Genomic DNA, 13,348 nt, shown 5'->3' with positions numbered 1-13,348 from the left:
TCGGCGGCGACTAGGGTCGTTGCCGATGAGACGACGGCAGCAACCGCCGCTGCCGAAGCGGCACGGACTCGACCCAGCCCGGCTCCGGCTACCGGAGGACGGGCAGTGGGCGACCATTCGCGACCATCTGGTCGAGCGGCTGCCCAGGGTGCCCGCCGCCCGCATCGACGAACTGCTGCGCGACGGCGGCATCGTCGACCTGGCCGGACCGATCGCACCGGACGCGCCGTATGTCCCCGGCGGCGCGGTGTGGTTCCACCGCGACCTGCCCGACGAACAGATAGTGCCCTTCGAGATCACCATCGTGCACCGCGACGACGATCTGCTCGTCGTCGACAAACCGCACTTCCTCGCCACCATTCCGCGCGGACAGCACATACTGCAGACCGCGCTGGTGCGGCTGCGCCGCGAACTCGACCTGCCCGATCTCATCCCCGCGCACCGGCTCGACCGGGTGACCGCGGGCCTGGTGCTGTTCATCGTCAACCCTGCCCGCCGCGGCGCCTACCAGACGATGTTCCACAAGCGGACCGTGCGCAAGGAGTACGAGGCCATCGCGCCGTTCGATCCGGAGCTGACGCTGCAGCGCACCGTGCGCAGCCGGATCATCAAGGAAAAACATGTACTCGCCGCGCAGGAGGTGCCCGGCGAACCCAACGCGGAAACCGAGGTCGAACTGCTCGAACACCGCGACGGGCTCGGGCGCTATCGGCTGCGGCCGCACACCGGGCGCACCCATCAGCTGCGGCTGCATATGAACAGCCTCGGCATCCCGATCCTCGGTGACGACTTCTACCCGGTGCTCACCGACAAATCCGTGAACGACTACACACGGCCGCTGCAATTGCTTGCCGCGTCACTCGAATTCGTCGATCCGATCAGCCGCGAACCTCGGCGCTTCGAGACCACCCGCACCCTGCAGGCGTGGACCGACCACGCAGGGTGGGCAGGTTGACCACCAGGGGTGCGTTCTCGCGCGGGCGATAGCGGGCAAGACTGAAAAGGCGAACACCCCAGTAGACCGACCAGGAACGGGTACGCCGAGAACAATGAGCACAATCACGACAGCGCGCAGCGATTCGATGAGTGGTGGTCAGGCGATGGGTTGGCCGATCCGAGCCAACCACCCGTTACCGGCGGCGCCGATCCGTACACTGGGCCGGGTGCTTGCCCAGGACCCCATCGACCCGGCCCCGTCGCGCCCCAAATTCCACGCGTACCTCGATGTGGCCGTCGTCGTTGTCGTCCTGGCCGGCACCAATCTGATCGCCCACTTCACCACCGCGTGGGCCAGCATCGTCACCGTGCCGGTCGCGGCGCTCGTGCTGCTGGCACTGGTGCGCAGGCGCGGACTCGGCTGGTCGGAGCTGGGACTTTCGCCGCGACACTGGCGGCGCGGGACGCTGTACGCGCTCGCCGCGGTAGGCCTGGTGCTCGGCGTTGTCGCCATCGGCGCCGCATTGCCGATCACGCGGCCGTTCTTCCTCGCCGACCGGTACGCGACCATCTCCGGTGCGCTGATCGCCTCGATGATCGTGATCCCGCTGCAAACGGTGATTCCGGAGGAACTGGCGTTCCGCGGCGTTCTGCACGGCACGCTGGACCGCGCCTACGGCGCCCGCGGCGTATTCGCCGTCGGCTCGCTGCTTTTCGGACTGTGGCACGTGGCCTCGTCGCTCGGCCTCACCACCACCAATCGCGGACTCAGCGGATTCCTCGGCGGTGGCTCGCTCGGACAGATCCTCGGCATCATGCTCGCCGTGGTGGCCACCGCGGGCGCGGGCGTCATCTTCACCTGGCTGCGCCACCGCAGCGGCAGCCTGCTCGCACCGATCGCACTGCACTGGTCGATCAACGGTATGGGCGCCCTCGCCGCCGCCATCGTCTGGCACACCACTCTCTCCTGAGCGCAAACGCCTGATCGGCGCCCGGCAATTCATAGCTGAGCCCGAAATGTAGTGTCACAGAACACATTTCTGTCGGTGGCTCGTGCCAAGGTTGCGGTCATGTCGCCAAGCACCGAACACGAAGCACCGATCGAGCTCTTGCGCAACAACCCCGGACTCGCCGCAACACTGTTGTCCGGCACCCCTATCGACGTCCCCGCCGATGGCACCGCGAGCCGGTGGTCCGGCTTGCCGATGCCGTGGTCATCCTGCACGAGGGGGCGCGCAGACTAGCCGTGGTCGTCGAATCCCAAAGCGACCCGCCGCGTCCAGAGAAGCGCAGAGCGTGGGCCTCCTATGTCGCACTCGCCCATTCCGAACACTGTTGTGACGCAGTGCTGGTGGTCATCGCCCCGAATCGCAGCACCGCCCGCAGCTGCCGACAAACCGTTCGAACCGGCCACCCCGGCTTCAATCTCAACCCGATCGTCGTCGGCCCTGACTCCACGCCGGACCCCACCGACCCGGACCTCGCCTCACCTGAACTAACCGTCCTGGCCGCCCTAACCGGCGCACTCGACATGCGAGACCCGGACACTCAGCGCGAGGTTCTCGACACCATCCGCACAATCGACCCCGACCTGCGCTCCACGTACACTCACTTCATCCGCATAGCGACGCCAGCCGACGCCCTGCGCTCCCTGGAGGATCTCATGGCCAGCACCTTCAAAGACGAATTCATCGACTCCTTCATCAACAAGGGGCGAGAGGAAGGGCGCGCAATAGGCCGCGCGGAAGGGCGCAGCGAAGGAGAGGCGCGGTTCCTGATCCACGCGCTCACTAAACACGGCTTGGCAGTGTCCACCGAAGTACAAGAACGCATTACATCCTGCACCGATACCGAACAGCTCGCAGTGTGGTTCGACCGCGCGCTGACCGCCACCTCCATCGAGGAGGTGTTCAACGACTGATGACCTCCACTTTCGACGAGTTCACCGGCCCTGTCGTCGACAAAGCTCGAGCGGAAGCTTGGGAAATCGGCCACGCACAAGGCCAGCTCAAAGGCTGGCGGCGAGCATTGATGATCGTGCTCGAGGCACGCGGCTTGGCGGTGACCGATGAGGTGCGTGAGCGGATTTCATCGTGTACAGACATCGAGCGGATCGGGACCTGGACAGATCGGGCAGTCGAGATCGACTGGGTCGAGGCCGTGTTCGGCGAGTGAAATAGCAGCACCCAGGCCCGCCCACTCGGACGTTCCGGGTGGGCGGGTTCGGTTTGGTTGACGTGGTTGTTGGCGGTTGGCGTTGACCTCGGGGCTTGGGCGGTTTAGTCTCACTGCGATCACACATATGTTCGAGCAAACGTGCGTTCGAATTTGCGTGGCTGTTCGGGCGTGCAAGGGCTCGAGTGTGCTGAGCGCGGTACCACACTGCTCCAGGGAAGGCTCGCGATGGTCGACCGACAGTCGCACGGTAGTTCCGAGATCAGCGCGCTGGCGCAGCGGGTCGCGGTGGCGCGCGGGAAGCTGCCGCTGCAGCACGATGCGGCACTGTTCGAGGTGATGTCCGAGGCCGAGATCGAGGCGGAACGCGAACTCGCGGAATGGGTCAGGGCGCAGCGGCGCGGGCAGCGGCGGCGCGCGGTACGGGACGAACTCACCACGGAGCAGCGCGATCGCAAGTCGGCGGCCGCTATTCGACGGGCCGACGACGCCGACGCACGCTGGCATCGGCGGGCGCTGGCGGCGCGGCGGCGGGTGGCCAATCAGGATGCGCGGCTGGCGCAGCTGTATCGGCGTGCGGAATGGTCCTCGCGCGCGCTCATCGCGGTCGTGGTGCTCGGCATGGTGTGGGCCGGGGTGAACGTGCAGCACAATCTGGTGCCGAGCGGCGACATGTCCGATCCGCTGTACTGGCTGAGTTACGGCATCGAGGCGATGATCTCGATACCGATCATCACCATCATGGTGGTCACCACCACCGCCGCGCGCTGGGGCCGTGAGGTATCCCGCGGCAAGGTGATCTTCTTCGAAACCGCGTTGCTCGGCACCACCATCGCGCTCAACGCGGGCCCGCACCTGGCCGCGGGCGAACCGGGCCGGGCCGCCGAATACGCGATCGCACCGGTGATGGTCGGCGTGGTGATCTGGTTGCACGCCTGGGTTTCCGCACGATACGCGCTGCTCATCGATAGCGTCCCGATCGTCGACGACGCACCGGGCGTACTGACCGGCGAACTCGTCGACACACCACTGCCCACCCACCTCCCGGAGCCCGCCGACCGCCGAGAGCTCCTCGCCGCCAACCGAATCGACCCGGCCTCCGCCTTCTTCGCACCCGAAACCACGCAGCCGAGGCGCCCCGGCGACGGCACCATCCCGGTAGCCCGCTTCGAGCAGATGGAAACCGTTGTACACCACGCCCAACGAGTAACCCGGTCCACCAACGCCCCCATCACCTCACCGATCACGACCGTTGATTCCCCACGGCCACAACGCGATTCCGAGACACCGCCGGATGCGCCCGACACGGCGAGCGCGCTGACCCAACCGCACCGCGGCACCGCGGCCCCCTCCCCGATCGCGTCCGATTGGCACACCCCCACCGCAACCACCAACACGCGCGCCGCGCGGCCACACACAATGCCCGAAGCTCAGCCCAAGGCCGAATACCCAACGGATTCCGGCCACACCACTCGGACCACAAGCGGTCCGAGTTCGCTGAACCCCCATGCCGGGCCGCGGATCAACACTCACGCCACATCGCGAATCGATGCACGGCCGACGGACGACACCGTCGGCCAGCTCGAACTGCAGGTCGACACCGACACCAACGGCGCCGAGCACCTGACCACCGGCCCGGTTCGCACCACAACCGGAACCACCGAGGCGCCGACTGCCGAGTCCGACTCCACCACACGCGAATCCGCACACCCAGCGAATCCCCGGCCCAGGTCCGGCCCCGCTCCACAAGCGACAACCGAGCCCAGCGGCACCGCAATCGATACACCCACTCACCTGTCGTCGACGGCACGTACCGAGACGGACGAAACCCTCCGGGCGACAGCCGAGTTCACACACACCGTACGGGGCGGATCCACACACGCCCCGGCAGGAACCCTTCCCGAGGCGGACAAGACTCTCCGCGCCACGGCAAAGCCCACCCACGTCACGAACGACGAATCCACTCGACCGGCGGCAGCGAATCCAGAGACCGACGAAACTCTCAGGGCAACGGCTGAACCGATCCACACCGCGCACGACGAGCCCACCCGGCCAGCGGCCGCACAAACCGGGGACGACGAAACCCGCCGGGCCACCGCCGAATCGGCACCACCTCAACGCGGGACCCAGGAGACTCTGCGAGCAATGGCCGAGTTCACTCGCGCCGCGATCGATGAGTCCACACGCACCGCGAGCGCGGCTGCTCCGGTACGGACCGATAGGACACTGCGGGCGTTGGCCGAATCCACCCGCACCGCGAGCGACGACCCGGCACCCGTGGCCGCGACCGAGCGCCCGCTTCATGCGGCAGGCGAGTCGGTTCGGCGCGCGGTGCGGGAAACGACCGAATCGCAGGCGGAGACCGGTGCCGCGGACGCCATCCGCGCGGACACCGACGACACCCACCGCGCCACCCGCACGCTGCGCCCGGCGCCGGAGCCGATCGATGACGTGCCGGTGAACTTCTCGCCCGAGGATCTGCTCAGTGACGACGTGGAGGACAACGAGGTGTGGGCGGTGGCGCGGGTCATCGCGGGGCGGCGTCAGTCGCCGATGCCGGTGGAGCAGGTCGCGGAGATTCTGACGCTCGCCGACCAGTCGTGGTCCCCGGCCGGTATCGCGGGCGAGGTCGGGTTGGCGCGGGCCACCGTGGTGCAGATATTGGACGCCGCCAGGAAGGTTTATCGCCCGTACGCCGTCGGCTGACCGTTCTCACGACGCGCGCGACCAGCGCGGGGACATTATTCTGTCCCTCGAAACGGGAGCTGGGGAATCATGAGCCACAACGAGATCGGCCGACCGGATCAGGACGTGCCGCTACGACTGCTGTCGGATGAGTTCCACGACCTGATCGACGCCGCGCTGTTCGCGGTGCGCATGGTCGAAGAGGCATGGCCGATCCGCGATTTCGACGGACTGCTCGAAACGTGGATCCGCGAAACACTCGACTACGAGCGCGACTCGATCGTTTCCGCGGATTCGCAATTGGATGTGTCCGACGATGTGTCCACCGTGATCGCCTTGGCCTTTCATTACACCGAACTGCGCCGCGAACTGTTCTCCGATATGCACCACTACCGGCCGGAGCCGCCGTGGCGCCCGGTCGGCGATCCGTTCCGCCGCCAGTTCGCGGTGCGTGCGGCCTCGCAGGCGCGCGCGGCACAGCCGATGTTCGCGCTGCGGCAGATCAGTTCCGAACAGTGGGAATTCCTCGTCACCGCCGTCGATAAGCACTTGCCCGCGACGGTTTTCGCGCTGCGGATCACCGGCCATGAACCCGAGCACGGGCGAATCGCCGTCTGTTATCCGGACGAGCTCGCGATCCATCCGCTCTGGATAGACCAACTCTGTTATGGCTTCCACGCCCTCGGCTACACCGCGCACGTTTTCCCCGAATCACCGAGATAGGCCGAAGGCCGCCCCCGGATAAGTCCCAGGGACGGCCCTTTTCGTGTCGGCGGCACTCAGTTCACTGACGCACGTACTGCGGCTGCCACCGCGCGTACTGATCCGCGCCACCGCCGGACCCGTTCGGCTTCCGATCACCGTGCCCAGGCCACCATGCCCGGTGCCCCATCAGCGCGGTCACCGCGGGCGTGAAGAACATCGCCATGACGAAGGCCGCGATACCGATGCCGACCGAGATGGCGAACCCCATCTGTGTCAGGACGTTGTTGCCCGCCAGCATCATCGAGGCGAAGGTGCCCGCCAGGATGACGCCCGCCGCGGCGATGGTCGGGCCGGTATGCCGGAATGCCAGCGCGGCGGCCTGTTTCGGCTCGTTGCCCGCCCGCGATTCCTCACGCAACCGCGCGACCATCAGGATGTTGTAGTCCGTGCCGAGCGCGACGACGAACAGGTACATGATCACCGGCAGCGTGAAGATCAGCCCGGATTCGCCCTGGAGCCGCTGGAAGACCAGCACCGCACCGCCGAGTGTCGCCGCGAAGCCCAGGAATACCGAGGCCATCAGGTACCACGGCGCGACCAGGCTGCGCAGCAGCAGAGCGAGCACGATCATGATCAGGATCGCGGCCACCGGGAACACGATCGTGTAGTCGTGCGTCATCGCGTCCTGGAAGTCGGCGAATACCGCGGTCACCCCACCGACCACCGCGGTACTGCCCGCCGGTGCCGCCTGATGCGCGGCGTCGCGCAGCGGACCGCGCACCGTATCGATCGCGGCGTCGGATTCCGGCACCGAGTCCAGGGTGACCCGGAACCCCGCCACCACCTTGTCGCCGGACACCAGCGGTTCCGACACCTGCCCGACCCCCGCCACGGCGGCCAGCGCGCCGCGGAAAGTGGCGAGTTGCTCGCTGGTCAGCTCGTTCGGCGAGCGCAGCAGCACGTCGGTCGGCTGCGTGGTGCCCGCAGGCAGGCCCTTGAGCAGTTCCTTGCTGTAGACGGTGGATTCGGACGCCGACGAGGTGGAGCCCGAGCTGAGATCGAAGGTCGGGTTGAACCCGAACGCGAACACGCCGAGCGCCACGAGCAGGCCGCCCGATACCACCGCGAACGCACCGGGCCGCCGGCCGAGCGCGGCGCCGATCGCCGCGAACCGCGCACCCTTCGGCTCCGCCCGCCACGCCTTCGACGGCCAGAACACCTTGGTGCCCAACAGCGAAACGATCGCCGGGACCAGCGTGAGCCCCGCGAGCAGCGCCACCGCCACCGCGACGGCCAGTGCCGGGCCGAGCGCGCGGAACATACCGAGCGAGGACAGCACCAGCGCCATGAAGGCGATGATCACCGCGGCCGCGGCGGAGGTGATGGCCTCGCCGACCTTGGCGACCGCGCTGACCATGGCGGTCTTCGGATCCTCACCCGCGCGCAGCCGTTCCCGGTACCGGAACATCAGGAACAGGATGTAATCGGTGCCGACGCCGAACAGCACGACGAGCAGGATGGCGTTCACCGAGCTGTCGATCTGCAGGTCGAATGCCTTGGCCAGCATGGCGATCAGGCCGAAGACGGTGCTGGAGATCGCGCCGATGACGACGATGGGCAGCACCGCGATCACCGGACTGCGGAAGATGATCAGCAGTAGCGCGAGGATCAGCACGATGGTGGCGATCATGATGATCGCCATCCCCTTGGCGCTCGATTCCTGCTGATCGAGCAGCTGTGCCGCCTGACCCGTGACGCCCGCCTTCAGGCCGGTGCCGTCGACCTGCCTGTCCACCGCGGCGCGCAGCGCCTTGACCGCGTCGCCCTGGGTGGTGTCCTCCACGCTGGTCGCCTTGGTCATCTGCGCCGCGATGATCTGGATCAGCCGGTTGTCCGAGGGCGGGCCGGTCTGTAATCCGGTGACGTCCTTGATGTTCGCGTCGGTCAGCGTGGCGCCGATCGCCGCGATGGCCGCCGAATCACTCTCGGTGAGCGGCGCGCCGTCGGCGCGTTCGAAGACGACGATCGCCGCGGGCGCCGCACTCTGCGGAAAGGCCTTCTGCTGCAGCTCTATTGCCTGAACAGACTCGTAATGTGAAGGCAGGAAGGCGGATTGATCGGTGGTCGCGGTGAGTTTCGGCGCCGAGGCCACCACCGCGACGGCAATGAACAGCCACAGGCCGATCACTTTCCACGGGTGGTGCACGACCAGCGCGCCGAGTCGGGAAAACATTGGGGAATAAGTCCTTTCGAGGAGCAGTGCCCGCTCAGATGTCCAAGTCCTGCGTGCTCGGCTCTTCCATTAGGTAGACGAGGGGCCGGTAGATCCGCTCCGGAATTCGGTCGCGCAGTTCCTGGGGCGAGTCCGCGACCTCGAGGGTGAAATCGCCCCACTCCGGTGCGCGGTCGGCGAGACCGAGCCACTGCTTCCAGTCGGACCAGTCGGACCAGTCGACCTGTGCCGCATGGTCCTTCCACGAGGAGTGCTGCCGGTGCACCACGTACTTGCCCTTGCGGCTCAGGTAGACGCGGGTCAGATCGGTGCCCGCCTTGGTGTATTCGCGCTGCTCGCCGACCAGGCGACCAACGAAGCGCTGCTTACGCACGCCACCGGGGCCGACCTTGAGCACGATCTCGTGCAGGTCGCCGGCGTCGGCCTCGCCAACGCCCTGGTCGGTTGGCGCCTTACCGAGGTCGATGCCATCTCCCGACTGCTCGTCGACATCGGTGCTGCTCGGAAGGTTCGGATCATTAGTCATGAGCTTCTCGATTCATGAGTGAATGCGCATATAGGCATGGAACTACCAGCAGCGGGCCCCCTCTTCCGGTCCGCTGTCGCTCGGTAGATCTTCAGTTGTGCGGCAACCCGGGCAATCTCAGCGCCCGGCTTCTCCGTCGAGAACCACTATAAGTAGACGTATACGTATAGCGCAAGACCTGACTGGACCGGCCCCGACCACCTCTCGATTTACGGGTGCGCGGGCGGAGCCGTTCGAGCACGGCCGCCCAGACCGAGCAGCAGATAGATCAGGCCGACCGCACCGCCGGCGACGAATCCGCCGAGGTGCCCCTGCCATGACGCGAAGGGCGCGGAGATGACGAGCCAGACCACAAAGTAGATGAGCAGATTCCTGGCGTCCGCGCGTTCCATCCCCATCCGGCGGCTCAGCACGAAGTACGCGGCGGCCAGGCCGTAGATCGCACCGGATGCGCCGATCGCACTGGTGTCGGGCGCCAGCTGGTACACGAGTACACCGCCGCCGAGCGCGGAAAGCAGATACAGCAGCGCGAACCACACGCGCCCGAGCGCGGGCTCGAGCATCCGGCCGAACATGAACAGCCACATCATGTTGAACACGACGTGCAGGACACCGAACCCGGCCGACGGCTCCTGATGCAGGAAGCTACCGGTGATCAGCCGATACCACTCGCCCTGATCGATGCCGACCAGCTCGAAGCCGGGATGCGCCTTGCCGTCGTAGACGTAGAGCTGCCCATCCTTCATCAGCCCGCGCCCCAGCGTGCTGAATTGATCGACGATGCGCGGATAAGCGATCTCCGCGAGATAGACCAGCGCATTGACGGCGATGAGCACATACGTGACGATCGGCACCGCGGCACGCGACCGCACCTGATTCTCGGGATGCACCTTGTCCACTCCACTTTCGCCGATCGGTCCGCCATCCAGCCTAAATGGCGCTGTCGGCTTTGCCGCCCACAGCTCGCGCACGGCCGCAGCGAATGCGGAGGTACGCAGCGGAGGCTGATGATCAGTAGGATCGGCTCCCCGTGGGCACGGAACAGGCGCTGGCGGTAATCCCGGCGGGCACGGCGACGCTCTCGGACCGCCGAACCCAGCGGTCGTGGACGGTCGATCTCGCGCCGTACGAAATCGGCGCGTATCCCGTGACCCGGTCGCGGTACGCACAGGTCACCGGCCTCGCGCCGGGTAGCGCCAGTGATGCTCGGCTGCCCGCCGAGAGCGTGTCGTGGTTCGATGCCATCGAGTTCTGCAACGCCCTGTCCCGCGTCGAGGGATTGACGCCCGTCTACCGTCTCGACGCGGAGGTCGGGTGGGACACCTCGGCCGATGGATACCGGCTGCCGACCGAGGCGGAATGGGAATTCGCCTGCCGCGCAGGCACTACCGGACCGCGCTACGGGGAACTCGACGACATCGGTTGGCACCGTGGCAATTCGGGCGAGCGGGTGCACGAGGTCGGCGGCAAACTGCCGAATGCGTTCGGGCTCTACGACATGCTGGGCAATGTCTGGGAATGGTGCTGGGATATCTACGATCCCGAGGTCTACGGGTCCTATCGGGTGCTGCGCGGCGGCGGCTGGTTCGACGAGCGCTGGAGCTGTCGCGCGTCGGTGCGCCGCCGCTCGCACCCCACTCTCGCTCTCGACGACGTCGGCTTCCGCATCGCGCGCGGCACAGCGAATTATGCGGCCGACGCGTCGACCAGCTGAGCGGCGCTGCGGCGCTTGGCCGTTGCGGTGACCAGGAACGTCAGGCCGAGGCCCAGGCCGATACCGAGCAGGGCGGACGCGCCGAAACCCACCCGGTAGCCGCCGATATCGATGGCGATGCCCGCCATGGTGGCGCCGACGCCGTTACCGAGCGTCATCGCGGCGCCGTGCCAGCCCATCGCCTCGCCGCGGCCGCCCTCCGGCACGATCCGGCTCAGCTGATCGACGGAGGCGACAAGCGTTGGCGCACAGAACAACCCGGCGACGAATCCCGCCGCGCCGAGGAAGACCGGCCCGCTCGCGAACGCCATCGGAAGGGTGACGACACCGAGCCCGGCCAGCAGTACGAACGTCGAAATGCGCCGGTGCAGCGCACCGTAGATGAGACCACCGACCAGCGAACCGAGCCCCCAGAGCGCCAGGACCAGGCCGAGCCACGGCAGCGCGTCGAAATCCCTGAGCGCGGCAACGAAGGTCAGATCGCAGGCCGCGAGCACCGCGATGGCCATATTCGCGCCGACGCACAGCGCGACGAACTCCACCCGGAACCAACTGCGGCGCGATGCCGGACCCGCGGTGTCCTGGCCCGCGTCGGACCGCAGCGGCGGATCGAGCAGCCACACCAGCCCACCGGCGAGCACCAGGCACATCTGGATGGCGAACAGGACCATCGTCGTCGACCAGAGGGTGGCGGCGGCGACGCCGACCACCGGCCCGATCATGAACGACACCTCGACCGATACCGACTCCAAAGCGAGCGCGGACTGGCGGTTCTGTTCCGTCGACGCCGCGATGATGGCCTGGCGCACCACGGAGAACACCGGGATGTCGAAGATTCCGGCGATGGCGGCCAAGATGAGCAGCGGCACGTAGTCGACGAACGGCGCGATCGACCAGCAGACCGCACCGACCACGATGGACGGCAGGATCGTGCGCCGCAGCCCGAATCGGTCGAGCAACCTGCCCCGCCATGGACCGCTCGCCGCGATGCAGAGGGTGACCGCCGTGCTCAGCACACCCGCTTGCACATACGAACCGTGCAGGGTCTGCACCACATGCAAGGCCAGCAGCACCGATCCGGCGAAGAACGGAATCCGCACCAATATCCCGAGCAACAGCACATTTCGCACCGCCGAACTGGACAGCACCTCCCGATACGACCGCACCTACCGAGAATCCCATCCCCGGGCCACTCACCGCCAGCGATTAGTCCCATGAATCCATCGCAGGCCGAAATCCCCAGCGCGCCGCCACCTTTCACCCCCACACCCACTCCCGGACGGTCGATCATCAGGAACTGAGGTCACTCGCCTCTCGCACGATGCCGCCGTCAGTTCCTGATGATCATGCGTCCAGCTGCACTACGGCGTGTCGGATGGGTGTGTCGGGGCGATTCCGGCGCGGGCGAGCAGATAGGCGGTCAGCGGGAGGTAGTGCTCCGGGCGGAGTCCATCGTCGAGCGGGACGGTAACGGCGATCTTGCCCTCCGCGTGGCCCGCGAACAGCGCGGGATCGTTGCAGTCGGCGAAACCGACGGTCTCGATGCCCGCTTCGCCGGCGGCGCCCGCCCATCCGTGGTCGGCGATCACGAAATCCGGCCAGGCGCTGTCGAGTTCGCGCAGCATCACCTGCATCGGCTGCGGATCGTGGGTGTGCTCGAGGCGCCCGTCCTTACTCATCAGCGCGGCAACCCCTGAGGTGTAGGTGATTTCGCGATACTTGGGGCCCGACGAGCCCGGCACGTGATAGGACCACCCGGCGGCCGGGGTCAGCACCGCACAACCCGCCGCGCGCAGCCCGTCCTCGACCGCGCGGTAGACACCCATCAGCCGCTCCGGATGTCCGGTCGCCAGCAGCACCGTCGCCTGTCGCCGCGCCGCCGCCGCGATCCGATCAGCCATGGCATCGAGCGCGTCGAGGGTGCGATCGGGATCGATGGTGTCGATACCCCACGCGTGCCGCGGATCCGGATTCACCCCGCACAACCGCGCCATCATCGCCAAGGTCTCGTCGAACGTCCAATCCTTCAGCTTCAACCCGAATTGGTACCCAGGATCCTTGGCCACCATCCGCCGATAGTGCAGCAGATTCCCCTCACGCGGCGTCGCGACCTCCCCCGCGATCCGCACGCGTATCAGCTGCTCCCGCAGCGCTTCTCGCCGATCCGGACCATCCGATCGCAGTTCGTTCCCCACCACGACACCTCCACTTCGAACCGCGGGCCCCTCCGGACCCACACCCCACCCAACCAGACACTGCCCCACCCGGTCACCCACCGACTCCGTATCCCACCGATCCGATCGATCGCGCTCCGGCACAGGTAGTCACCGCGCCCGTCTAGTCCCTGGGCTTCGCGGGTGCGGATGTCGGCCCG

12 protein-coding genes are annotated in these 13,348 nt (G+C 67.1%); 7 read left to right on the top strand and 5 right to left on the bottom strand.

What is annotated here, in order from left to right; all coding sequences use genetic code 11:
* Positions 1–25: 25 nt before the first annotated feature.
* The 6 genes from ACIG5A_RS17525 (at position 26) to ACIG5A_RS17500 (ending at position 6,519) form a co-directional block, all read left to right on the top strand.
* Positions 26–955 (top strand): RluA family pseudouridine synthase, encoded by a 930-nt coding sequence (locus ACIG5A_RS17525; RefSeq protein WP_397241233.1) that lies wholly within the window; start codon positions 26–28, stop codon positions 953–955.
* 94 nt (positions 956–1,049) lie between these two features.
* A complete protein-coding gene (locus tag ACIG5A_RS17520) occupies positions 1,050–1,907 on the top strand; it encodes a lysostaphin resistance A-like protein (RefSeq protein WP_397241232.1) in 858 nt (285 codons plus the stop codon).
* A 218-nt stretch (positions 1,908–2,125) separates the two neighbouring features.
* Entirely contained in the window at positions 2,126–2,857 is a 732-nt protein-coding gene (locus ACIG5A_RS17515; RefSeq protein ID WP_397241231.1) for a hypothetical protein, read from the top strand.
* Complete coding sequence (locus tag ACIG5A_RS17510; protein ID WP_397241230.1) at positions 2,857–3,111, top strand: hypothetical protein; 255 nt, start codon at positions 2,857–2,859, stop codon at positions 3,109–3,111. The genes ACIG5A_RS17515 and ACIG5A_RS17510 overlap by 1 nt, the downstream gene beginning before the upstream one ends.
* Before the next feature lie 228 nt (positions 3,112–3,339).
* Positions 3,340–5,817 carry a hypothetical protein gene (locus tag ACIG5A_RS17505; protein ID WP_397241229.1) on the top strand — a complete coding sequence of 826 codons (2,478 nt, stop codon included), beginning with the start codon at positions 3,340–3,342 and terminating at the stop codon, positions 5,815–5,817.
* 69 nt (positions 5,818–5,886) lie between these two features.
* Entirely contained in the window at positions 5,887–6,519 is a 633-nt protein-coding gene (locus ACIG5A_RS17500; protein ID WP_397241228.1) for a hypothetical protein, read from the top strand.
* Positions 6,520–6,580: 61 nt separating this feature from the next.
* On the opposite strand, the gene ACIG5A_RS17495 is transcribed toward ACIG5A_RS17500, so the two are convergent.
* The 3 genes from ACIG5A_RS17495 to ACIG5A_RS17485 form a co-directional block, all read right to left on the bottom strand.
* A complete protein-coding gene (locus ACIG5A_RS17495) occupies positions 6,581–8,734 on the bottom strand; it encodes an MMPL family transporter (protein ID WP_397241227.1) in 2,154 nt (717 codons plus the stop codon).
* 34 nt (positions 8,735–8,768) lie between these two features.
* Positions 8,769–9,260 (bottom strand): EXLDI protein, encoded by a 492-nt coding sequence (locus ACIG5A_RS17490; RefSeq protein ID WP_397241226.1) that lies wholly within the window; start codon positions 9,258–9,260, stop codon positions 8,769–8,771.
* A gap of 209 nt (positions 9,261–9,469) precedes the next feature.
* Entirely contained in the window at positions 9,470–10,231 is a 762-nt protein-coding gene (locus ACIG5A_RS17485; protein ID WP_397241225.1) for a rhomboid family intramembrane serine protease, read from the bottom strand.
* A gap of 77 nt (positions 10,232–10,308) precedes the next feature.
* Here ACIG5A_RS17485 and ACIG5A_RS17480 point away from each other — a divergent pair, with 77 nt between their 5' ends.
* Positions 10,309–10,974 (top strand): formylglycine-generating enzyme family protein, encoded by a 666-nt coding sequence (locus ACIG5A_RS17480; RefSeq protein WP_397241842.1) that lies wholly within the window; start codon positions 10,309–10,311, stop codon positions 10,972–10,974.
* Here ACIG5A_RS17480 and ACIG5A_RS17475 read toward each other — a convergent pair.
* Positions 10,947–12,140, bottom strand: coding sequence for an MFS transporter (locus ACIG5A_RS17475; RefSeq protein ID WP_397241224.1), 1,194 nt, complete (start codon positions 12,138–12,140; stop codon positions 10,947–10,949). The two genes, ACIG5A_RS17480 and ACIG5A_RS17475, sit on opposite strands and share 28 nt — an antisense overlap.
* 195 nt (positions 12,141–12,335) lie before the next feature.
* A complete protein-coding gene (locus ACIG5A_RS17470) occupies positions 12,336–13,169 on the bottom strand; it encodes a phosphatase (RefSeq protein ID WP_397241223.1) in 834 nt (277 codons plus the stop codon).
* Positions 13,170–13,348: the final 179 nt, after the last annotated feature.

Source organism: Nocardia sp. NPDC052566 (genome assembly GCF_044547285.1).
Lineage (GTDB): Bacteria > Actinomycetota > Actinomycetes > Mycobacteriales > Mycobacteriaceae > Nocardia.
The sequence above is the reverse complement of the archived record's forward strand: the minus strand, read 5'-3'. Positions and strand labels throughout refer to the sequence as shown.

What these genes read in the sequence shown, in the direction of transcription:
- ACIG5A_RS17525 (WP_397241233.1), top strand. Translation starts at nt 26, where the DNA reads ATGAGACGACGGCAGCAACCGCCGCTGCCGAAGCGGCACGGACTCGAC.
- ACIG5A_RS17520 (WP_397241232.1), top strand. Translation starts at nt 1,050, where the DNA reads ATGAGCACAATCACGACAGCGCGCAGCGATTCGATGAGTGGTGGTCAG.
- ACIG5A_RS17510 (WP_397241230.1), top strand. Translation starts at nt 2,857, where the DNA reads ATGACCTCCACTTTCGACGAGTTCACCGGCCCTGTCGTCGACAAAGCT.
- ACIG5A_RS17505 (WP_397241229.1), top strand. Translation starts at nt 3,340, where the DNA reads ATGGTCGACCGACAGTCGCACGGTAGTTCCGAGATCAGCGCGCTGGCG.
- ACIG5A_RS17500 (WP_397241228.1), top strand. Translation starts at nt 5,887, where the DNA reads ATGAGCCACAACGAGATCGGCCGACCGGATCAGGACGTGCCGCTACGA.
- ACIG5A_RS17495 (WP_397241227.1), bottom strand. Translation starts at nt 8,734, where the DNA reads ATGTTTTCCCGACTCGGCGCGCTGGTCGTGCACCACCCGTGGAAAGTG.
- ACIG5A_RS17490 (WP_397241226.1), bottom strand. Translation starts at nt 9,260, where the DNA reads ATGACTAATGATCCGAACCTTCCGAGCAGCACCGATGTCGACGAGCAG.